Source organism: Pseudomonas sp. NPDC088368 (assembly GCF_044753445.1).
GTDB classification, from domain to species: domain Bacteria; phylum Pseudomonadota; class Gammaproteobacteria; order Pseudomonadales; family Pseudomonadaceae; genus Aquipseudomonas; species Aquipseudomonas bambusae.
Window position 1 is genome coordinate 16,955 of sequence record NZ_JBIVNG010000014.1, and the last position, 20,833, is coordinate 37,787.

Annotated in this window: 19 protein-coding genes; 5 read left to right on the forward strand and 14 right to left on the reverse strand. The window is 62.4% G+C overall.

Annotated features, from left to right (window positions below; genetic code table 11):
* Positions 1-92: 92 nt before the first annotated feature.
* From ACIQAL_RS26725 to ACIQAL_RS26735, 3 genes are all read right to left on the reverse strand, one after another.
* Complete coding sequence (locus ACIQAL_RS26725; RefSeq protein WP_401150641.1) at positions 93-1,175, reverse strand: sensor histidine kinase; 1,083 nt, start codon at positions 1,173-1,175, stop codon at positions 93-95.
* The gene (locus tag ACIQAL_RS26730; RefSeq protein WP_401150644.1) at positions 1,172-1,924 is read right to left on the reverse strand and encodes a response regulator; all 753 of its coding nucleotides are present in this window, start codon (positions 1,922-1,924) and stop codon (positions 1,172-1,174) included. The genes ACIQAL_RS26725 and ACIQAL_RS26730 overlap by 4 nt, the downstream gene beginning before the upstream one ends.
* Positions 1,925-2,145: 221 nt before the next feature.
* Positions 2,146-3,342 carry an amino acid aminotransferase gene (locus ACIQAL_RS26735; protein ID WP_401150646.1) on the reverse strand — a complete coding sequence of 399 codons (1,197 nt, stop codon included), beginning with the start codon at positions 3,340-3,342 and terminating at the stop codon, positions 2,146-2,148.
* Between the two features lie 337 nt (positions 3,343-3,679).
* Here ACIQAL_RS26735 and uvrB point away from each other — a divergent pair, with 337 nt between their 5' ends.
* Positions 3,680-5,695, forward strand: a complete 2,016-nt coding sequence (uvrB, locus tag ACIQAL_RS26740) for an excinuclease ABC subunit UvrB (protein ID WP_341958757.1) — start codon at positions 3,680-3,682, stop codon at positions 5,693-5,695.
* A 187-nt stretch (positions 5,696-5,882) separates the two neighbouring features.
* Entirely contained in the window at positions 5,883-6,401 is a 519-nt protein-coding gene (locus tag ACIQAL_RS26745; RefSeq protein ID WP_401150650.1) for a GNAT family N-acetyltransferase, read from the forward strand.
* Between the two features lie 25 nt (positions 6,402-6,426).
* On the opposite strand, the gene ACIQAL_RS26750 is transcribed toward ACIQAL_RS26745, so the two are convergent.
* Positions 6,427-6,792 carry a glyoxalase superfamily protein gene (locus tag ACIQAL_RS26750; RefSeq protein ID WP_401150653.1) on the reverse strand — a complete coding sequence of 122 codons (366 nt, stop codon included), beginning with the start codon at positions 6,790-6,792 and terminating at the stop codon, positions 6,427-6,429.
* A 166-nt stretch (positions 6,793-6,958) separates the two neighbouring features.
* On the opposite strand from ACIQAL_RS26750, the gene ACIQAL_RS26755 reads away from it, so the two are divergent.
* Both ACIQAL_RS26755 and ACIQAL_RS26760 read left to right on the forward strand, forming a co-directional pair.
* On the forward strand, positions 6,959-7,999 hold the full coding sequence (locus ACIQAL_RS26755) for a PotD/PotF family extracellular solute-binding protein (RefSeq protein WP_401150656.1): 1,041 nt from the start codon (positions 6,959-6,961) through the stop codon (positions 7,997-7,999).
* Positions 7,996-9,717 (forward strand): diguanylate cyclase domain-containing protein, encoded by a 1,722-nt coding sequence (locus ACIQAL_RS26760; protein WP_401150659.1) that lies wholly within the window; start codon positions 7,996-7,998, stop codon positions 9,715-9,717. The genes ACIQAL_RS26755 and ACIQAL_RS26760 overlap by 4 nt, the downstream gene beginning before the upstream one ends.
* A 51-nt stretch (positions 9,718-9,768) precedes the next feature.
* Here the strand turns inward: ACIQAL_RS26760 and ACIQAL_RS26765 are convergent, their stop codons facing one another.
* The 10 genes from ACIQAL_RS26765 to ACIQAL_RS26810 all read right to left on the reverse strand — a co-directional run bounded on the left by ACIQAL_RS26765 (position 9,769) and on the right by ACIQAL_RS26810 (position 19,331).
* Positions 9,769-10,035: a DUF1275 family protein gene (locus ACIQAL_RS26765; RefSeq protein ID WP_401150661.1), complete on the reverse strand. Its 267-nt coding sequence runs from the start codon at positions 10,033-10,035 to the stop codon at positions 9,769-9,771.
* A 27-nt stretch (positions 10,036-10,062) separates the two neighbouring features.
* Positions 10,063-11,292 carry an MFS transporter gene (locus ACIQAL_RS26770; protein ID WP_401150664.1) on the reverse strand — a complete coding sequence of 410 codons (1,230 nt, stop codon included), beginning with the start codon at positions 11,290-11,292 and terminating at the stop codon, positions 10,063-10,065.
* Positions 11,293-11,605: 313 nt separating this feature from the next.
* Positions 11,606-12,640, reverse strand: a complete 1,035-nt coding sequence (locus tag ACIQAL_RS26775) for an alpha/beta hydrolase (protein ID WP_401150666.1) — start codon at positions 12,638-12,640, stop codon at positions 11,606-11,608.
* A 210-nt stretch (positions 12,641-12,850) separates the two neighbouring features.
* Complete coding sequence (locus tag ACIQAL_RS26780) at positions 12,851-12,985, reverse strand: hypothetical protein (protein WP_401150669.1); 135 nt, start codon at positions 12,983-12,985, stop codon at positions 12,851-12,853.
* Between the two features lie 201 nt (positions 12,986-13,186).
* Complete coding sequence (locus ACIQAL_RS26785) at positions 13,187-13,903, reverse strand: 4-carboxy-4-hydroxy-2-oxoadipate aldolase/oxaloacetate decarboxylase (protein WP_401150672.1); 717 nt, start codon at positions 13,901-13,903, stop codon at positions 13,187-13,189.
* Complete coding sequence (gene galB, locus ACIQAL_RS26790) at positions 13,900-14,634, reverse strand: 4-oxalmesaconate hydratase (protein WP_401150674.1); 735 nt, start codon at positions 14,632-14,634, stop codon at positions 13,900-13,902. The genes ACIQAL_RS26785 and galB overlap by 4 nt, the downstream gene beginning before the upstream one ends.
* 70 nt (positions 14,635-14,704) lie before the next feature.
* Complete coding sequence (locus ACIQAL_RS26795) at positions 14,705-16,129, reverse strand: carbohydrate porin (protein ID WP_401150677.1); 1,425 nt, start codon at positions 16,127-16,129, stop codon at positions 14,705-14,707.
* 94 nt (positions 16,130-16,223) lie between these two features.
* Positions 16,224-17,525, reverse strand: coding sequence for a C4-dicarboxylate transporter DctA (gene dctA, locus ACIQAL_RS26800; protein WP_401150679.1), 1,302 nt, complete (start codon positions 17,523-17,525; stop codon positions 16,224-16,226).
* 40 nt (positions 17,526-17,565) lie between these two features.
* Entirely contained in the window at positions 17,566-18,474 is a 909-nt protein-coding gene (locus ACIQAL_RS26805; protein WP_401150681.1) for a hypothetical protein, read from the reverse strand.
* Complete coding sequence (locus tag ACIQAL_RS26810) at positions 18,474-19,331, reverse strand: amidohydrolase family protein (protein WP_401150683.1); 858 nt, start codon at positions 19,329-19,331, stop codon at positions 18,474-18,476. Before ACIQAL_RS26810 ends, ACIQAL_RS26805 begins: the two co-directional genes overlap by 1 nt.
* A gap of 163 nt (positions 19,332-19,494) precedes the next feature.
* Between ACIQAL_RS26810 and ACIQAL_RS26815 the strand changes: the two genes are divergently transcribed.
* A complete protein-coding gene (locus ACIQAL_RS26815; RefSeq protein WP_401150685.1) occupies positions 19,495-20,730 on the forward strand; it encodes a LysR substrate-binding domain-containing protein in 1,236 nt (411 codons plus the stop codon).
* Positions 20,731-20,833 lie beyond the last annotated feature (103 nt).

A 20,833-nucleotide genomic window follows, 5' to 3' on the forward strand; every position in this document is an offset into this window, starting at 1 on the left:
GAGGCGTTTGGCCAGGCGACATGTCTTCATCGGCTGGTCTATTTTTCGCGAATGAATTCGCTCCCACAGGGAATAACTATCGCCTTAAAAATTTAAACCCTTGGCAGATCGACGACAGCCGTCAGCCCACCGCCGGGGGTTTCTTCTAGGCGCAGGTCACCACCCATGCGTCGGGCAGCTTCGCGGGCGATGGTCATGCCGATACCGACGCCACCGGAGTTGCGGTTGCGCGAGCCTTCGACGCGGTAGAACGGCTCGAACACGGCTTCGCGCAGGTTTTCCGGAATGCCCGGCCCTTGATCGACGACCCGAACCCGCAGCCGTTCGCTAGAATCCTCGATCACCACCCGCGCATGGCCGGCGTAGCGCAAGGCATTGTCGATCAGGTTGTGCAGGCACGAGCGCAGGGCCATCGGTTGGGACTTCAGCGGCTTGCAAGTGCCGCTCGCCTCGACATCATCGCCATTGTCCTGCGCGTTCTCGGTCAACGATTCGATCAGCGCCTGCACGTCGAAATATTGCAGGGCCTCGCTGGTGCGTTGTTCGTTGAGGTAGGTCAGGGTCGCGTCGAGCATGGCGATCATGTCGTTCAGGTCTTGGGTCATCTGACCGTGCAGCTTCGGCTCTTCGATCTGCTCGACCCGCAATTTCAGCCGCGCCAAGGGGGTGCGTAAATCGTGGGACACCGCGGCCAGCATGCGGCCCCGTTGCTGCACCTGATCGCGAATCCGCTCCTGCATCAGATTGAACGTGGCAGCCGCCTGCCGGGCTTCGCGGGGGCCGGTGATGGCCAGCGGCGGGCTGTCGAGGTTTTCGCTCAGGCGTTCGGCGGCGTCGCTGATGCGCTGCACCGGCCGACTCAGCGCCTTGGCGCCGAACCACGCGGCAATCACTAGCGTCACCAGTTGAAAAAACAGCGGAATCAGCGGAATGCCCAGAAACGGTGGGCGTCCCGGAGGGGGCGGTGGCGGGCGCAGGGCGTTAAGGGCCGAGGAGAATTCGCTTCTTTCCCCGGACGGTTCGGTGGGGTGGGCGTTCTGATAGCTCGACGGCGGGGGCGGCATGGCCGGACCGTAATGGTGAAACCAGATGAACGCCAACAGGTGCGCGAGGATGATCGCCAGCACCGCGCCACCGAACAGCCGGGCGAAGAGGGTGTCAGCCGAGCGAATCAACCAATCTCCCTGGCGTCGAACATATAGCCTTCGCCGCGTACGGTCTTGATCAGTTGCGGGGATTTCGGGTCGTCGCCGAGCTTCTGCCGCAAACGCGACACCAACAAATCGATGCTGCGATCAAACGCTTCGATGGAGCGGCCACGGGCGGCGTCCAGGAGTTGCTCGCGATTGAGCACCCGACGCGGACGTTCAAGAAACACGCGCAGCAGGCGGAATTCGGCGTTGGACAGCGGCACTACAAGGCCATCAGGGGCCGTCAGTTGGCGCAGGACGCTGTTCAGGCGCCAGTTGTCGAAGCGCAACGTGGTGCGCTCTTCGGTGCGGTCGTCCCGGACGCGGCGCAGGATGGTCTGGATACGCGCCACCAGTTCCCGGGGCTCGAACGGCTTGGCCATATAGTCGTCGGCGCCCAGTTCCAGGCCGATGATGCGGTCGGTGGGTTCGCAACGGGCGGTCAGCATCAGGATCGGAATGTCCGACGAACCGCGCAGCCAGCGGCAGAGGGACAGGCCATCTTCACCGGGAAGCATCAGGTCAAGGACCACGACGTCGTAGGTTTCTTCAGCCAGCGCCTGACGCATGGCGTTGCCGTCGGTGACACCGGTGCTCTGAATGTTGAAGCGGGCAAGGTAGTCGCACAGCAGCTCGCGGATTGGCACGTCGTCATCGACGATCAGGGCGCGAGTGTTCCAGCGCCGCTCTTCAGTCGGTGCGGTGGCGGTGTTGCTGTCAGGGGTCGTGTGCATGTTGCTGCCGCCATGTGATGCCGCCGGGAAGGGCCGCGAAATGAGGAACGACGCTGCCATGCTACTTCGCAGGCGAGCGGGGCGGAAGGGTGAGCGGCTGAGGTGTCGGCGGGTTGTCGTGAATGTATCAGGAAAGCTACAAGCCGTTGTGATGGGGGAGCGTCACGCCAATCCCTCTTTTAGCCGCCCGGCCGGGCCGCTAAAAGAGGGGGCATTCACGATCAGATGACCGCGAGGATCGCCTGGGTCACGGCTTCAATGTTGCGTTTGTTCAACGCCGCCACGCAGATACGGCCGGTGTCCAGCGCATAGATGCCGAACTCATTGCGCAGACGATGGACCTGCGGTGTGGTCAGGCCCGAGTACGAGAACATGCCACGCTGGCGCGCCACGAAGCTGAAGTCCTGACCCGCGGCGTTGTTCGCCAGACGTTGGGTCATTTCTTCGCGCATGCCTTTGATCCGCACACGCATTTCAGCCAGCTCGTCTTCCCACTTCTGACGCAACTCAGGGTTGTTCAGCACTGCGGCGACGATGGTCGCGCCGTGGGTCGGCGGGTTGGAGTAGTTGGTGCGGATGACACGCTTGACCTGCGACAGTACCCGCGAGGTCTCTTCTTGCGAATCGGTGACGATGGACAGCGCGCCGACACGCTCGCCGTACAGCGAAAACGACTTGGAGAACGAGCTGGAGGCGAAGAAGGTCAGGCCGGAATCGGCGAACAGACGCACAGCGGCGGCGTCTTCGTCGATGCCGTCGCCAAAGCCCTGATAGGCCATGTCGAGGAACGGCACGTGGCCCTTGGCTTTCAGCACGTCGAGGACTTTTTTCCAGTCTTCGAGGGTCAGGTCCACGCCGGTCGGGTTGTGGCAGCAGGCGTGCAGCACGACGATGGAGCCGGACGGCAGGTTCTGCAGGTCTTCCAGCATGCCTGCGCGATTCACGTCGTGGGTCGCGGCGTCGTAGTAGCGGTAGTTCTGCACCGGGAAACCGGCGGTTTCGAACAGCGCGCGGTGGTTTTCCCAGCTCGGGTCGCTGATGGCCACAACGGCGTTCGGCGACAGTTGCTTGAGGAAGTCAGCACCGATTTTCAGGGCGCCCGTGCCGCCAACGGCCTGCACGGTCACGACACGGCCCGAGGCCAGCAGTGGCGACTCGGCACCGAACAGCAGGGTTTGCACGGCCTTGTCGTAGGCGGCGATGCCGTCAATCGGCAGGTAGCCACGCGGGACGTGTTGAGCGACGCGAATTTCCTCTGCTTCGGCAACGGCACGCAGCAGCGGAATTTTCCCTTCTTCGTTGCTGTAAACGCCCACACCCAGGTTGACCTTGTTGGTACGGGTATCGGCGTTGAATGCTTCGTTGAGGCCCAGGATAGGATCGCGTGGTGCCATTTCGACAGCGGAAAACAGGCTCATTTTTGCAGGGGCTCTGAATGGGAGTGAATGGATTGCATCGCTCCGGCCGAGTGCACTAGAGCGGTGCGCAAACGGGGAGTCAGTATAGAGAGCATCGTGGACGGGGGCGACAGGCGGGGGGCGGTTTTTTCCGGGTTTTTCAGATTATTTTTGACCATTAGTCATGTCACGGGGACTAATGTCCTGATGATGGCTTGAAAGCTGGCGTTGGCGACTCCATTTGTAGTCCCATCACACCTTCATGTACGTCTTTTCTCCTGGCGAGATCAGCCGTCCGCGCTCATTACGCCTTGGCTCCGAATCTTCCTGCGAGCGAGGGCGAACACAGAGGTACGTCATGTCCGAGTTTCAACTCGTTACCCGTTTTGAGCCGGCCGGTGATCAACCGGAGGCGATTCGTCAGTTGGTAGAAGGCATCGACGCCGGTTTGTCGCACCAGACCCTGCTCGGGGTGACCGGTTCAGGCAAGACCTTCAGCATCGCCAACGTCATTCAGCAGGTGCAGCGCCCGACCATGGTGCTGGCGCCGAACAAGACCCTGGCCGCGCAGTTGTATGGCGAGTTCAAGGCGTTTTTTCCGAACAACGCCGTCGAATACTTCGTCTCTTATTACGACTACTACCAGCCCGAAGCCTACGTGCCGTCGTCGGACACCTTCATCGAGAAGGATGCGTCGATCAACGACCACATCGAGCAGATGCGTTTGTCCGCGACCAAGGCGCTGCTGGAGCGAAAGGACGCAATCATCGTCACCACGGTGTCGTGCATCTACGGCCTGGGCAGCCCGGAAACTTACTTGCGGATGGTGCTGCACGTCGATCGCGGCGACAAAATGGACCAGCGCGCCTTGCTGCGCCGTCTCGCCGACTTGCAATACACCCGCAATGACATGGACTTTGCTCGTGCGACCTTCCGCGTGCGCGGCGATGTGATTGATATCTTCCCGGCGGAATCCGACCTGGAAGCCATCCGCATCGAGCTGTTCGACGATGAGGTCGAGAGCCTGTCGGCCTTCGACCCGTTGACCGGCGAGGTGATCCGCAAGCTGCCGCGTTTCACCTTCTACCCGAAAAGCCACTACGTGACCCCGCGCGAAACGCTGCTGGACGCGATGGAAGGGATCAAGGTCGAGTTGCAGGAACGTCTGGAATATTTGCGCGGCGCGAACAAACTGGTGGAAGCGCAGCGGCTGGAGCAGCGCACTCGGTTCGACCTGGAAATGATCCTCGAACTCGGCTACTGCAACGGCATCGAGAACTATTCGCGCTACCTGTCGGGCCGTCCCGCCGGGGCGCCGCCGCCGACCCTCTACGACTACCTTCCGGCCGACGCGCTGCTGGTGATCGACGAATCCCACGTCAGCGTGCCCCAGGTCGGTGCGATGTACAAAGGCGACCGTTCGCGCAAGGAAACGCTGGTGGAATACGGCTTCCGGCTGCCGTCGGCGCTGGACAACCGGCCCATGCGCTTCGATGAATGGGAAGGTGTCAGTCCGCAGACCATTTTCGTCTCGGCGACCCCCGGTCCGTACGAAGGCGAGCACGCTGGCCGGACGGTCGAACAGGTGGTACGCCCCACCGGTCTGGTGGACCCGCAGATCGAGATCCGCCCCGCGCTGACTCAGGTCGACGATTTGCTGTCCGAGATTCACAAACGTGTGGCGGTGGAAGAGCGGGTGCTGGTCACCACGCTGACCAAGCGCATGTCCGAAGACCTCACCGATTACCTGGCTGACCACGGCGTGCGTGTGCGCTATCTGCACTCCGACATTGACACGGTGGAGCGGGTCGAGATTATCCGCGACCTGCGTTTGGGCACTTTCGACGTGTTGGTGGGGATCAACCTGCTGCGCGAAGGCCTGGACATGCCGGAAGTGTCGCTGGTGGCGATTCTCGACGCTGACAAAGAAGGCTTCCTGCGTTCCGAACGCTCGCTGATTCAGACCATTGGCCGTGCGGCGCGGAACCTCAACGGCCGGGCGATTCTTTACGCCGACAACATCACCGGCTCCATGGAACGGGCGATTGGCGAGACCGAGCGCCGTCGCGACAAGCAGATCGCGTTCAACCTGGCCAACGGCATCACCCCGAAAGGCGTGTTCAAGGACGTCGCCGACATCATGGAAGGCGCCACCGTGCCAGGCTCGCGCAGCAAGAAGCGTAAAGGCATGGCCAAGGCCGCCGAAGAAAACGCCAAGTACGAGGCCGAACTGCGCTCACCGAGCGAAATCACCAAACGCATTCGCCAGTTGGAAGAAAAGATGTATCAGCTCGCCCGCGACCTGGAATTCGAAGCCGCCGCACAGATGCGCGACGAAATCACCAAATTGCGGGAGCGGTTGTTGGCGGTTTGATTCACCGCATGGCTATTGGCTAAACGGCGATCACCTGTAGGAGCGAATTCATTCGCGAAAAATCGTTCAGGCGACAGGGATTTGTCGCCTGTACCGGCCCATCATCGGAATGCCATCCAGAATGCACCCGCCCCTGCAGCAGGGATGCGTGCGTTCAACCGACTGAGAACAAGAAAGGCCCCCATCGATGCAACGAACCACCGAACGCTTGATCCTCAGACCCCCCACCCGCGACGACCTCGCCAGCCTGTTCGCCATCTACGGCGACCCGGCGACTCACCAGTTCAACCCTTTCGGACCTTTGACCCAGCTTGATCAGGCGCAATCCCTGCTCGACGGTTGGCTGGCTCACTGGGAGGAAAAGGGCTATGGGCAATGGGCGATCTGCACGTGTGAGTCCCCCGATGAAGTGATCGGCTTCGGCGGCCTCGACGCCCGTCGTTATGGCGACGTTCTGCGGTTGAATCTGGGCTACCGCTTCGGCCCCAAGGCTTGGGGGAAGGGGTTCGCCACCGAACTCAGTCAGGCGGCGCTGGCGTTCGGGTTCGTTGAGCTACGAGTGCCCGAGGTCTACGCGGTGGTCAGACCCCTGCACCATGCGTCGATCCGCGTGCTGGAGAAGGTTGGCATGCACCGCATCGATACCCTCGACGACGTACCGGGGCAGGCGCCGAGCCTGGTGTATCGGTCGGCGCGGCCGGCCTGACACACCGTTGGCGGTTGACAGGGCTTCAGTCGTCGGACAGCTCGCAAAATCGCAGCCGATTGCCAAACGGGTCGGCGATTTCCATCACTTTGCCCCAGCCTTGTTCCTGAATGCCCGGTCGGGCGTGTTTGTAGCGTTTGGCGTTGAGTTCGGCGTGAAGGCTGTCGATGTCGTTTACCGGCACAAAGACCGTCGAACCCGGCGTGGCGTCGCCATGGTGGCCGGTCAGGTGAATCACCAGATCGCCTCGACGTGCTTGGGCATACAGCGGGAGGTCGTCTTCGAAGCGATGCTCCCATTCAATCTGAAAGCCGAGAAAGTCCACATAAAACGCCTTGGCCTGTTCTTCGGAAAAGATCCGCAACAGCGGAATGGCCCCTGAAATCTGCATGACACCCTGCTTCCTTGAAGGTTGAAGAGGGGCGATTCTAGCCCAATCGACGCGCCAGGCCAGCGTCGACTTTCCGACAGACAGCGGTGTTTGCGCAAACAGGTTGCCAAGCAACGGCACATTGCCATATGTATAGTGCCGTTATCACCGCTTCCGGGCATCGTCCATGAAATTCCTGTGCCCTTTGTGGTTGATGTGCTGCTGCCTGTTCGCGTCCTTGCACGCCAACGGCGCCGAGCAAACGCTGCGCGTTCTGGCCTGGCCGGGTTATGCCGACAGCGATCTGGTGAGCGTGTTCGAAAAGCGCTTCAAAGTGAAGGTCGAGGTCACGCTGGTGGGCAGCGACGAGGTGCTGCGCAGCAAATTGGCGGAAAATCATGGCGGCGATTTTGACGTCATCGCGGCCAACACGGCCGAGATTCATAACTACGCGAATCTGGGCCTGCTGCAGCCCGTGCACCCGGAACGGATCGCCAATACTGCGCGTCAGTTGCCGCGTTTTCGAGATTATTCCCGGCTGCCCGACATCATCGTGAAGGGCCAGACGTATGCCATCCCCTACCTGTGGTCTGACATGGGGCTGATTTACGACCGCAAGCAATTCAGCCAGCCGCCGGACTCGATCACCAGCATGTGGGACCCGCGATTTCAGGGGCGAGTGCTGGCGTTCAACACCAGTAACCACAATTTCTCCATCGCGAGCCTGGCGTTGGGCGGTGACCCGTTTCAGATCTCACCGGAAGATTTTCCGCGGGTTACCGACAAACTGATCGCCTTGCGCCGCAATGTGCTGACGTTTTACGCCCTGCCGGAAGAGGCTGCCGAGTTGTTCCGCAGCCATTCCGTGGCGTTGATATTTGCCAATTACGGTCGTCAGCAGCTCAAACAGCTGCGCGACGACGGCGCCGATGTCGGCTACGTCGTGCCGCGCGAGGGCGCGCTGGCGTGGCTCGATTGCTGGGCCATCAGCAGCGGGGCGCGGGACCCGGTACTGGCGGCGGCGTGGATCAATTACATGCTCGAACCTGAGGTCAGCCGCGTCATCACCGAGCGTCAGGACCTTTCCAACACCTTGCAGGAACCCAAGGACGCCAGCCCGTCGAACCGTCTCATCTGGCTGCGCCCGGTAGAGGACGACCAGCGGCGAGCGGCGTTATGGCAACGCATCGTGTCCGGCGAACGGCCGCCGTTGGGGGAGTCGCGATGAGGTTTGGCATAGCGTTCAAGCTCGGCTGTTTAATGGCGCTGTTCGGCATGCTGCCGACAGGGCTGGCGGGTTATTACATTTACCACAGCAGCCGGGACCTGCTGCTGCAGGCGGCCGAGCGCGACTTGCTGACCTCGGTACAAGTGCTGGGGCGCAACTTGCACGCCAGCCTGCGTAACATTTCTCTGGACGCTCAGGTGTTGACCAATGGCCCGCAGGTTCATGACTTGGACGCGATCCAGGACCCGGCACTGCGCACGACGGTGCAGGACAACCTGGCCGAGTCGTTCCGGGCGATGCTGCTGGCCCACCCCGACTATATGCAGATTCGTCTGATCAGCACCACCGACCACGGGCTTGAGCTGGTGCGGCAGGACCGCGACGGGTCGAATATCGTCAGGGTCGAGGGCGCGGACCTGCAAGAGAAGGGGCATTACGGCTACGTTTTCGAGGCGCTGCACATGCCGGTGGGCGAGGTGCGGATTTCGCCCATCGTCATTAACCATGAGCAGGGCGCGCATTCGGGCCTCGGCAAGCCGACGTTGCATGTGTCGACACCGGTGGCAAACGCCGACGGCAAGGTGTTTGCGCTGCTGGTGATCAACGTCGATCTGGATCAGTTATTCACACAGTTGCAGGGCGATCTGCCGAAGGAATACCAGGTGTACCTGAGCAACCGCTGGGGCGATCTGCTGGTGCATCCCGACCATCGACGCACGTTTGGCTTTGATCAGGGGCGTCGTCTGTTTTTGCAGGATGAGTTTCCCGAAGTGTCCCGTCTGTTGGCCGACACCGGGCCGACGGCGTTGATCGGTCGCAGCGTGGAAGGTGATCGGCGCGACAAGCTGGTCGCCGCCTTCGTCAAGCTGTCCGACAATGCCGCCTCGGCCCCTTTCGTGGTGTTGGGGCTTGGCCAGCCGCAGAGCCACGTGCTGGCACAGACCTCGCGGGCGGGCACCAGCATCCTGCAGATTGCGTTGCTGTTCAGCGTCCTGGCGCTGTTGGCCGCGGTGATCGCGTCTCGCGCATTGATTCGGCCGCTGCGCAGCATGACCGATGCCGTGGAGTTGTTTTCCCGGGAGCGCAAGATCAGCGAACTGCCGCCCCGGGCGGACGAATTGGGCGTGTTGGCTCACCGTTTTCATGCGATGAAACAAGAAATCCTCACCCAGCTGGGTGACCTGACCAGCAGCCGCGCGGCATTCGAACACTTGGCCCGGCATGACCCCCTGACCGAACTGCCAAATCGGCGTATGTGTTTTGAGCAACTGGAGCAGGCGTTGGTCGCGGCGCGGGTGAACGACCGGAAAATGGCGCTGGTGTTCGTCGATCTGGATCACTTCAAGGAAATCAACGACGAGCACGGGCACCGCTTTGGCGATCTGGTGTTGCAGGCCGTGGCCAAACTGTTGACCTCATCCAGCGAGGGGGCCGACTGTGTCGCGCGTCTGGGCGGTGATGAATTCGTGATGTGTTTCAGCGACCTTAAGGACCCGCAGAAAATCATCGGGCTGCTGGAAAAACTGCACCAGTGCTTCCAGTTGCCGCTGTTTATCGAGGGTCATCGGGTAAAAATCCACGCCAGCATGGGCGTCAGCCTGTTCCCACGGGATGGCGACGACATCGGGACATTGATTCAACACGCCGACCACGCGATGTACCGGGCCAAAAGTGCGGGACGCAACCGGTATTCGTTCGAGGTGTTGGGCGGGGACTGACGCGATTTGCCCCGGCGACGTTCTCGGTCACCGGGGCAATCCGTCATTCCGTTACACCGAATCGCTGCTGCCGAAGGTCCGTACGCAGGTCCAGATCGCCACCAGAATTGGCAGGCCCACCACCAGCGCGAACACGGGCAACGCCAGCAGTTTGGCCAGCGCCCCCGACGTGCCGTGAACGATGCTCACGCCGAGGGTCACGAAGTTGCCGGTGACATGCGCGGTGAACAGGCCCTGCAATGCGAGAAAGCCGATGGTGTCGACGAAACCGCCGTTAAAGCTGAGGGCCGGGGCCATGGAGCGGTGGAGGGTGGGCATGAAAAAGCTCCTTGTCGGGTCATCGGTTCAAGGGGCGGGGGCCTGATCGAGTGGTTTTTTCAGACTGTCCTGCGGTTGTGGGACATAGATCGCCAGCAGCATCGCCCCCAGGCTCAGCCCGGCCAGCGCCACTGAGCCGACGTCAATCGCCAGGTCCAGGCCCCACGCGGTCGCGGCTCGACCGAGCAGCATCGCAACCACCCCTTGCATCAGGTACGCCACCAGAAACAGCGCGGACAATGTTCCGGCCCGGTGATGGATCGGCGCGTGAGCATTGATCAGGTTCAGCCCGCCCATGAACAGCAGGCTGTAACCGGCGCCACTGGCGGCGCTGGACATCAGGAAAACCGGCAGCGCGTGAGTGGCCGTCGCCAGCATCAGCAACAACAGGCTGACCATGGAAAAGCCCGCGCCCGCGATGATCGACAGCTTCGAGGTGAACCGCTTGGCGACGATACCGGTGAAGCCCAGCACGATGGCAAACAGCGATATCGCGCCGCCGTTGACCAGCGCGTTGCTGGAGCCGATCAGGTCGTGGGCGATCTGCGAACCCAGCGACAGCATCGTCGCGCCCACTGAGTACGCACTCAGCACGGCGCTCACCGACACCAGAAAAGTGCGGCGCAGCGGGGGATGAATTCGGGGCAGTTTCAAGGTCCAGCGTTGGCGGCTTTCCGCTTTGGTGTGCCGGGGCAAGTGCCAGGCGCCGTACAGCGTGGCGAGCAGCACGATCACCAACACCCAGAAACTCAGGCGGGTGGGGAAGGGCGCGTATTGAATCAGCCCGCCGCCGAGAATCAAGGCCGCTGCCAGCCCGAACGCCTGTGCAGCGGTGGTGATCGCCCCGGCGAGTTTCGCCTTGCCGGGTGCGCTGAATTCCACCACCGCTGCGGCTGAAGGCCCGGCGGACAGGCCGACCCCGATGCCCATGAAAGCACGGCCGATCAACAGCCAGATCACGTTGGGCGCGACGGCAAACAACAGCACGCCGATCAGCGAGGCCGTCAGCCCCAGCAGCATGGCGGCGCGACGGCCGATGTAATCGGAGAGATCGCCGAGGGCAATCAGGGTGGCGACGACGAACACCGGAAACACGGCGAAAATCAGTGTGGTGATCGTGGGCGTCAGTTGCCATTGGTGAGCGTAAAGCGGGTACATCATGGCCGGGGCGGCGCTGGTCCAGAGGGTATGGACGACCACGGCGGCGGCGACCCAGAAACTGCGCTGGCGGCCCCAGGTGTTCAGGGAATGGCTCATGTCAGTGGCCTCGATGGGGTCAGTGATGACGTTAAGGTCGGAAAAGGGTTAAGGCCTGGTACGGGTGTGCGGTTTTTCATGAGTTCGGGGTTCGGTGCGGCAGCGACAGCGGTGGGTCAATCGAAGGTGCGTTGTCTAACCCACCGCCTTCGCGGCCGTCGCAAGCTCCGGCAGCTCCCACAGGTTCTGCGTCAGGCCTGATTCTCGACACGGCACCACCTTTGTGGGAGACGCCGGAGGTACGACGGCAGCGACAGCGTCGGGTCAGTTGCCGATGTGACACCTGACCCTCTGCCGTCGCGGCGGGCGATCCTCAGTTCAGGTGCGCTTTCAACTCGCCGGCCGCCTGACGCATCGCTGCCTTGACCTCTGGGATGTTGCTCAACGGGTTGAGCAGGCCATAGTCGTGAACCATGCCGTTGTAGCGCACGGCAGTGACATCCACCCCGGCAGCGTCCAGCTTGCGGGCGTAGGCTTCGCCTTCGTCACGCAACACATCCAGACCGGCCGTCTGCACCAGCGCAGGTGGCAGGCCTTTCAATTGCTCGGTGGTCGCACGCAGCGGCGAGGCATAGATCTCGGCGCGTTGCTTGGCGTCAGTGGTATAGCTGTCCCAGAACCAGGTCATCATGTTCTTGGTCAGGAAATGGCCTTCAGCGTAGGTCTGGTAGGACCCGGTGTCGAAGTTGGCGTCAGTCACCGGCCACAGCAGCAATTGGAAGCGCAGTTTCGGTGTGCCCTGTTCCTTGGCTTTCAGGGCCACTACTGCCGCCATGTTGCCGCCGACGCTGTTCCCGGCCACGGCCAGACGCGAGCTGTCCACGTTGATCTCTTTGCCGTGTTGCGCCACCCACTGGGTCGCTGCGTAGGCCTGGTTGATTGCCGTCGGATAATGCGCTTCCGGCGACGGCGTGTAATCCACGTAGACCGCCACGGCGCCCGAGCCCACCACCAGATCGCGGATCAGACGGGCATGGGTCGGGTAATCGCCCAACACCCAGCCACCGCCGTGAAAGTACATGAACACCGGCAGCTCACCTTTAAGACCCGCTGGACGCACGATGGTCAGTTTGATGCTCTGGCCGCTGGCCTGAATGGTCTTCTCGCTGACCTGAATCCCCGACATGTCCACCTTCACCGAGTTTTGCGCGCCGGTCAGGACCGCACGGGCATCCTTTGGGCTCAACTGTTCGATCGGCTTGCCACCACCCGCGGCCAGTGCGTTGAGGAACGCCTGGGTCTGATGTTCTGGCACGCCCGTCTCGGCGGCGAACGCGTTGCCGATGGACAGGGCCAGTGCGGCGGCGGTGAGGGCTTTCTTGAACGGGGTCAGTGAGCGAGTGGACATGGTGTGTTCCCTTCAATGTCGAAATGGTCAGTAGTGAGTCGCCATGTGCAGCGCGTCTGGCTGCGTGTTGGCTGGCTTGGGACTCAATGTACGGACTGAACAGTGAGGGAACAATTAGGCTAAAACGAGACTCATTGTTTCTTTTTTAGGGACGCTCACGTGAGGCGGTTTCACTGGCGACGCGCCCGCAGGTGCACAACGGCGCCGTCCTCAACGCCGCGTCGTGCCATGAACGCTCCAGTGAAAGCGCGTCTGCATTTCCCAGACGATGGTGAGCCATGCACCGATGGCGTTGGCAAGGTGATGGGCGCGACTGGGTTGGCGATGTTCTGGCGTGGTGTGCATGGGGGAATCCTCGGAAAGCGGGCGCTGAGTGGGTATGGCGGCATCTTCGCTGATCGAGGCTTACTGCATAAAGGCGAGGAATCAGGTAGCACTTTCACCCTGGCGGTGAAAATGGCGCGAAGGGTCTGCAGCGGGAGGGGCCGCCGCACACCCTTCGGGATGCGCCATGTCAGCGGGGCAGGCCGCTGACGGGGCGTGATCTTAGGTGTCGAGTTCATCCAGAGTATTGACATAGCGCAAGCCTTTTTCGGCCAGGCGTGTCCGCATGTCGTAAATGTCCAGGCCCAGTTCACCGCTGGCCAGGCGCAGCGTTTTTTGTGCTTCCAGGTCAGCGCGTGCCCGGCTGGCCTCGACGACGCGCTGGATTTCGCCGCGCCGCACGACAACCACCCCATCGTCGTCGGCCACCACCACGTCGCCGGGCTCGACCCACTGGCCGCCGCACACCAGCGGCACGTTCACGGAACCGAGGGTTTCCTTGATGGTGCCTTGGGCGCAAACGGCCCGCGACCAGACCGGGAACCCCATCTCGCGCAGCGCCTGAGTGTCGCGTACCCCCGCGTCGATGATCAGCGCACGCACGCCCCGGGCCTTGACGGACGTTGCCAGCAAGTCACCGAAATAGCCGTCGCTGCACGGCGAGCTGGGCGCGACCACCAGGATATCGCCGGGTTGGCACTGTTCCACCGCCACATGGAACATCCAGTTGTCACCGGGGGACACCAGCACGGTGACCGCCGAACCGCTGATGGTCGTGCCGCGCTGAATGGGGCTGATCAAGGTGGACAACAGGCCTTTGCGCCCCTGGGCCTCGTGCACGGTCGCCACGCCGAAGCGTTGCAGCTCATCGATCAATGTGGCATCGGCACGCTCGACATGACGCACCACGACCCCGGTCTTGCCGATCCATTGGCTCATGACAGGTTCTCCGTGATGCGCGGGAAGACGCTTTGGTAACCCTCGGCGTAAACGATGTCGCGACTGGAGGTGATACCGACGTTGCGTTTGGCCTGCACGCCCCGTTGCAGGGCCACGCGGGTGTAGTACTCCCAGAGGTGTTCCTGACCGGCCATGCATTGGATCGCGGCGTATTTCTTGTCCCAGACCTGAGTGATGTCGAGCAGCACGTCCGGACGCCACTCGCTCTGTTCCGGCTGATGGGGTTCGAAGCTGTACACCGGTGGCGCACCGACGATTTTCTCCCCGGGCCGGTAGCCTTCGGCCTGGGCGATGATGCGCGCCTCCTGGGTCAGGTTCATGGCCAGCGGGTGGTCGTAGTTGTACGGGTCTTTGGGCGAGTGACTGAGAACGAACTCGGGCTGGACGCGACGAAACACGTCTGCGAGGCGAAACAGCGTCTCTTTGTCCGCCCGCATCGGGTAGTCGCCCATGTCGAAGAACTCCACGCTCGCGCCGAGCACATCGGCCGCGGCCTGGGCTTCCTGGCGCCGAGCGGCTTTCACTTTCTCTTCGTTCATCTCGCCCTTGCGCCAGAGTTTGGCGGATTCACCGCGCTCGCCGAAGGACAGACAGACGATGTGCACGGCGTACCCCTGAAGGGTGTGCAGGGCGATGGCGCCGCCCGCGCGCCAGACGAAATCGGCGGAGTGGGCGCTGACGACCAGCGCGGTTTTGGATGATGCGCTCATGTTGGACGATCCTCTTGCTTGCAAAAAAAGGGACGGGGGCCGCAGTCGAACCCCGCATCAGTCATCACGCTCAGTCGCCGCCGGACGGCGAAGCGAGGCCGAACATGCCGCCGAAACTCAACTGAACGTTGAGCCCGTACGCCAGCATGTTCTTGGGCAGCGTGGCGGTTTTGGGGATGCCGGAGTTGTCCGGGTTCATGATGTATTGCACGTTGGGCATGAGGATCACGCCGGGGATCACGTGCCAGCCGTAGTTGAGTTCGAACGAGTATTCGTGGGGGTTGTTGCTGCCGTGGCCACCGGCGCGGACGCGAGAGTCGTGCAGGAAATCCCGCTCCTTGTCGGTGAGGTTGAACATCGAGGCCGACAACCCGATGGTGTCCTGGGGCCGGGACGCGGTCGGGCCGGTGAGCACGAAGCCGCCGAGGAACTGCTGCTTCATGATTTCCTCGTCTTCCAGTTGCTGCACGACGCCGCCGAACACCGTGAGGTTGCGCGAGGATTTCGGGTCCGGTCGCCAGATCACTTTGTCCCCCAACAGATAAACGCCCTTGCGTTCCTGATTGACCGTTTCGGCGGTGCCCCCGAAACGTCCTAGGGAACGGCCTGCGGTGTTGTAGTACGGGTCCGGGCGCGGTGCGGTGCTGACGTACCCGCCGACCTTGACCTCGAAATTGCCTTTCTCCACCCAGCCCCATTCCAGCGGAATCGTCACGCCGTTCGCTTCGCCAATCGAGAAGTCCATGCCGTTGCTGGCGGAGGTAGTCGGATTGACCTCATAGACGCCGGTTTCGATGTAGGTGTTGGGCGTCGTGCGGTAGCGGGCGTTGATGCCCCAGGTCGCTGACGGCAACAGGCTGTAACCCGCCTCGGAGTTGATCAGCCGGGGCACGCCACAGGTGTTGCCCGCCTGAAACTGACAGTTGGTGCTCAGCTTGGCGTAGTAGCTGGTGGTGCCCAGCCGCCCGAGGATGATGTCGAGCCGGTCGTCCAGCAGCTTTTGCTCGAAAGCGAAAGTGCCCAAGTGCCAGCGCGGAAACTCGTTTTTGTAGATGTGCTGCTGCTTGGGAAACGTGCCAGTGATGTCGTGGTTGAGCCCGTAGCCATAATCCTTGTAGACCGTGAAGTGGAAGCTGCTGCCGGTGGTGCCGATCAGCTTGTCCAGGTTCAGGTCTGCGCCAAGGTTGAACTGGCCGACGTTGCTGTGGCCCTGCGCGACAGCGCCGGTGGTGTTGCGGGCGTACTGATTGATCAGGTTGGCGCGCAAAAAGATGCCTCGGTCGGCCAGGTCCCTGAGTGCCCCTGCAATGCCCGTGGGCCGGGTTTGCGGGGCGTCGGTGGAGGCGGGGGATTCGCTGACGCTCGCGTCGGGCGTGCCCGGCAGGCGGGTCGAACCGGGATTATCCGCACCGGGCAACGGGGCCGCCAGTGCGACGCCGTGGGCCATCGAAACCATGACCCCAAGGGCCAGTATCTGTGTTGTTTTTGTTTTCATGAGTCGTGTGTCCTCGCCGAATGTCGGGTGCGCGTCTCTCTTGCGCCCCCGCAATCCGGTGGTGGTTATTGTTTTTGTTGTGGTGGGACGGGTGTCAGGCGGCTCGGTAGCCCGCGTCCAGCTCGCTGTGCAGACGCGGTCGGTCGATGGCGTTTTCCCATTTGCCGACCACCAGCGTTGCCACGCAGTTACCGGCGATGTTGGTGAAGACAAACGCCGAGGCGAGGATGCGATGCACGCCCAGAATCAGCGCGATGCTGGCGACGGGAATCGCGTGGGTGGCGGCCAGGGTCATGGCCAGTACCGCAATGGCCGACCCCGCCACGCCCGCGCCGCCTTTGGAGGTGACCAGCAACACGAACAGCAGCGACAGTTGTTGCTCCCATCCCAGTGCCGTGCCGGTGGCCTGGGCGAGGAACACCGAGACTGCCGCGAAGTACAGGCAGGTGCCGTCGTGGTTGAAGCTGTAGCCGGTGGGCAATACCAGACCGACGACGGATTCCTCCACGCCCAGCCGCTTGAGCTTGGCGATCAGTTGCGGGAAGACACTTTCCGAGGAGTTGGTGCCGATCACCAGAATCAGCTCTTCGCGGATGTAGCGCATGAGTTTCAGCAGGCTGAACCCGGCATACCAGGCCACCGGCGCCAGTACGATGAGGAAGAAGATCGCGCAGGTCAGGTAGAACTCGCCCACCAGCGCCGCCAAGGGGATAAGGGACTTCAGCCCGAATTTCGCGACGGTGAAGGCGATGGCACCAAAGGCGGCGATGGGCGCCAGCTTCATCGCCAGACGAATGACCCAGAACAGCGCCTGCGACACCGTTTCCACAACGTTCAACACCGGCTGAGCTTTATCGCCCAACGACGCCAGGCCACAGGCGAACAGCACCGAGAACACGAGGATTTGCAGGATTTCACCTTCGGCAAACGCGCCGGTGGCGGTCTTCGGCACAAGGTTGAGCATGAACTCCCCGAGGCTCATGTTCGCAGCGGGGTGCACGGCTTCGCCGGCGGTACGCAGCAGGTCCGGGTCAATGTTCATGCCCACGCCGGGCTTGAGTACGTTGATGGTGACCAGGCCGATCACCAGCGCCAGGGTCGTAATCACCTCAAAATAGACGATGGCTTTGATCGCGATCCTGCCCACTTTGCCGAGGTCCCTGACACTGGCGATGCCGTGGGTGACGGTGCAGAAGATGATCAGGCCGACCACCATCTGGATCAGGCGAATGAACACATCGCCCAAGGGTTTGAGGCTCTGGCCAATATCGGGGGCGAGGGCGCCGACGGCGACGCCCAGCACCATGCCGGTCAGCACTTGAAAGGTCAGGTCCTCGTAGAACCGGGTCTTGCGCCGGGCAGCAGCGCCAGCAGCAGGTGAAATGATACGAGTCATGACGGACTCCACGATAAGGGGTGAAGCGGCCGGGAGCCGCTTATTCGGTGTCGCTGCCCAACAGCTTGCGCGCTGGGGCGAACACTTCTTGTAAGGTCAGGCGACGGGGCAACAGCCCCTGCTTCACACAGGCTTCGATCGTGAATTCCAGCGGCCCTGCCAGGCTGTCGAAGCCAAATATCGTCGGGCAGGGTTGGTCAGTGTCGCGCAATACGCCATGGGTCTGGCGATCGGCCTCGCGCATCAGCTGATAGGCTCGCCTGATGGCGTCGGGTTGATCTTCGCAAGCCTGGGCCCCGGCGACCACCAAATGGTTGATGGGCATGAAACGATGGGTGCGCCACCAGGCCAGATCGCGGTTCGCAGCGTCTTTGATCAAGGGCACGAATTCCTCGCCCGAGGGTAAGTCATTGCCGAGGATCGCGGCCTGGACGTCGCCGTCCTTGAGCATTTGCAGCGAGCCTTTGGTGCCGGGAATCTGCTCGACGAAGGCCGGGTTATGGTACTGCTCGACGTGGGCCGGGTCGTGGGTGATCCAGTGCACGCGGGCGATGTCTAGCCCGTGATCCTCGGCCAGATGGGCGCGCACCCACATGCCGGTGGTCTGGGTGTAGGCGCGTACGCCGATGCGCTGGCCGATCAGGTCGGCTTCGTCGGGCACGCCGTTGGGGCCGTAACCGATCAGGCAACCCCGCTGAAAGCGCGAGGCGACCACCGCAGGTAGCAGGACCACCGGGCGGCCGTAGGCAATGGCTTGCAGCGCCGTCACCACGGCCAGTTCGCAGAGGTCATACGCCTGATCGCGAACCATCGGCGCGAACGCTTTGTGCACCACCGGAAAATCCTGGAAATCCAGATTCACCGCAGGGTCAGTCAGCGTCTTGGCATGCAGTGCCTCGGTGTGGCGGTAGCGACCGAGGACGGTGCGCAGACTCGCGACGGGCTTCATCAGCGAGCTCCCGACGACTGAAACGGGTACAGGCGTCGCGCGGTTCCTCTGGCGATGGCCTGTTGCTCGTCGGATGACAGCTCGCTCAGCACGGAGCGGGCGGTGTCGGCCAGTTCTGCCAGCGTGCCAGCAGCGGCAGGGAAGTTCGAACCCCAGGCGATGTGATCCGCGCCGAAGGCGGCAATGATCGTGCGCAGAAAGTCGACGGGGGTGGATTGGCCTTCCGCCGACGCCGCCAGGGTGCGGTTGGTGAGTTTCAGGTGCACGCCGGGGAAGGTCGCCAGGTCGAGCAGCGCCTTGGACGCTGCGTAGGGCGCGCCTTCGTTCAGCACCGGGCGGGCGCAATGATCGAGCAGCACGATGGCCTTCGGGAAACGTTCGAGCAGGCTGCGCAGGGCGGGTATGCCTTCCATGGTCATTTGCAGGCAGACCGGAATGCCGTGGGCTTCGGCATACGCCCACGCCGGATAGGAATCGGCGTGCCCCAGCCAGTCGCCCTGACCCGGCATGGTGCTGCCGGTGGTGAACAGGCGGAAGCCCGACAGGCCCTGGTCTTGCCAGTAAGCGATCTTGTCGACGGCATCGGCGGCCAGCGCATCCAGCGAGTACACCCCCACCAGACGATCGCGATGAGCACGCACGGTTTCAGTGACGTAGCGGTTGTCGTGGCCGTAGACCGTCGAGGCCTGGACCACCACGGCCTGTTCGATGTCGGCAGCGTCCATGGCGCGCAGCAGGCCCTCGGCATCGACCGGACGGGCACGGGACCATTCCGATTGGTGGCCGCCGATGGGATCGGTGGGGTAAAGGGCGCTGTCGGGGGAAATGACGTGGGTGTGGGTATCAAGCAGCTTCACAAGTGCCTCGACTCTTGAAATGACGGGTATTCGGATTAGCTATTGAATTGAATTTTTTGTCGTTCGCTAACGTATCCGCTCCCGAGCAACTATCCATGGATGTATACGACAGGGGAAATTCGAATTACGCTCCAGCCATTGGTTTTGGCTAAAGAACAGAAAAATGGATCAGGTCTGGTCATTCAATCTTCGTCACCTTGGCGCGCTGCTGGAAGTCGCGCAGGCCTGCAACATCAGCCTGGCGGCGAGAACCGTGAACCTGTCGCAGCCGGCATTGGCGCAGGCGATCTCCCGCATCGAGCGTCTGCTGGATGCCCGCTTGTTCGAGCGCCGATCGGGGGGCGTGACCATCACCGCCGCAGGCAGCCAGTTCGTGCCCCGCACCGAGCGAGCGCTGGCCTTTCTGGCCCGGGGTGTCGCGCACATTCGCCGCAGCCACGGCATGCCGACGCTGCCACGGCTTGAGCAGCGGGTGACCATGAGCCAGCTTCGGGCGCTGGTGTCGGTGGTGGGCGTGGGCAGCTACACCCGTGCGGCAAGCGAACTGGGCCTGTCGCAGCCATCGTTGCACCGGGCGATGCGCGAATTGCAGGACATCATCGACATCCCGTTGCTGGAACGCTCCGGACGAGCGATACGCGCCACCGTGCCCGCCGAACGGCTGGTGCATTTTGTCCGACTGATGCTGGCAGAACTGCGTGCCGGGATTGACGAACTCTCCACCCGGGACGAAGGGCTGGGCGGCACTTTGCACATCGGCGTACTGCCTGTAGCGCGAGCGTGGTTTTTGCCCAAAGTGCTCGCCGAGTTCTGCACCCGCTGGCCGGCCGCGTCCGTCGACATCCTCGAAGGCCCGTATGCCGAACTGCTGACGCACTTGCGCCAGGGCGACGTGGATCTGTTGATCGGCTCCCAACGCGAATCCGTGCCCGAACAGGACGTCGTCCAACAGGCACTGTTCGACGACGAACTGGTCATCGTCGGCCGCGCCGGGCATCCCCTGCACGGAAAAACCGCGCTGGATACCGCCGACCTGCTGAACCACCACTGGGTCATGCCCGCGCCCGGCACCCCCATGCGCGTGAGCTGGGAACGCATGTTTCAGGTGCGCGGCCAGACCCCGCCGGTGCTCCGCGTGCAATGCGGATCGTTGACCATCAAGCGCGGCCTCATGATGGAAGGCGACTGGCTGACCCTCATGTCCCGAGACCAGTTCCGGCTGGAAAGTCAGGTGGGACAACTGGTGGAAATCGGCTCCCCCGGGCAAGGCTTCTGGCGCACCATCGCACTGACCCGCCGCACCGATTGGCGGCCTACGTTGTTGCAGGCTTCGTTTATTGAATTGCTGGGGAGTGTGGCGGGGGAGATGGGGGATGGGGAGGGTGGGGTTGGTCGGTGAGCGTGGCGAAAAGCAAAGAAGAGTGCGAGATATGCCACTGCGGTAAGTTTCTATGGATCTGTTTTCTGGATGTGCGGATTGAGGTCGCGATGTTTTAGCCCAT

Coding starts and splice junctions, on each gene's coding strand:
- ACIQAL_RS26730 (WP_401150644.1), bottom strand. CDS start 1,924: ATGCACACGACCCCTGACAGCAACACCGCCACCGCACCGACTGAAGAG.
- ACIQAL_RS26735 (WP_401150646.1), bottom strand. CDS start 3,342: ATGAGCCTGTTTTCCGCTGTCGAAATGGCACCACGCGATCCTATCCTG.
- uvrB (WP_341958757.1), top strand. CDS start 3,680: ATGTCCGAGTTTCAACTCGTTACCCGTTTTGAGCCGGCCGGTGATCAA.
- ACIQAL_RS26745 (WP_401150650.1), top strand. CDS start 5,883: ATGCAACGAACCACCGAACGCTTGATCCTCAGACCCCCCACCCGCGAC.
- ACIQAL_RS26750 (WP_401150653.1), bottom strand. CDS start 6,792: ATGCAGATTTCAGGGGCCATTCCGCTGTTGCGGATCTTTTCCGAAGAA.
- ACIQAL_RS26755 (WP_401150656.1), top strand. CDS start 6,959: ATGAAATTCCTGTGCCCTTTGTGGTTGATGTGCTGCTGCCTGTTCGCG.
- ACIQAL_RS26760 (WP_401150659.1), top strand. CDS start 7,996: ATGAGGTTTGGCATAGCGTTCAAGCTCGGCTGTTTAATGGCGCTGTTC.
- ACIQAL_RS26765 (WP_401150661.1), bottom strand. CDS start 10,035: ATGCCCACCCTCCACCGCTCCATGGCCCCGGCCCTCAGCTTTAACGGC.
- ACIQAL_RS26770 (WP_401150664.1), bottom strand. CDS start 11,292: ATGAGCCATTCCCTGAACACCTGGGGCCGCCAGCGCAGTTTCTGGGTC.
- ACIQAL_RS26775 (WP_401150666.1), bottom strand. CDS start 12,640: ATGTCCACTCGCTCACTGACCCCGTTCAAGAAAGCCCTCACCGCCGCC.
- ACIQAL_RS26780 (WP_401150669.1), bottom strand. CDS start 12,985: ATGCACACCACGCCAGAACATCGCCAACCCAGTCGCGCCCATCACCTT.
- ACIQAL_RS26785 (WP_401150672.1), bottom strand. CDS start 13,903: ATGAGCCAATGGATCGGCAAGACCGGGGTCGTGGTGCGTCATGTCGAG.
- galB (WP_401150674.1), bottom strand. CDS start 14,634: ATGAGCGCATCATCCAAAACCGCGCTGGTCGTCAGCGCCCACTCCGCC.
- ACIQAL_RS26795 (WP_401150677.1), bottom strand. CDS start 16,129: ATGAAAACAAAAACAACACAGATACTGGCCCTTGGGGTCATGGTTTCG.
- dctA (WP_401150679.1), bottom strand. CDS start 17,525: ATGACTCGTATCATTTCACCTGCTGCTGGCGCTGCTGCCCGGCGCAAG.
- ACIQAL_RS26805 (WP_401150681.1), bottom strand. CDS start 18,474: ATGAAGCCCGTCGCGAGTCTGCGCACCGTCCTCGGTCGCTACCGCCAC.
- ACIQAL_RS26815 (WP_401150685.1), top strand. CDS start 19,495: ATGGATCAGGTCTGGTCATTCAATCTTCGTCACCTTGGCGCGCTGCTG.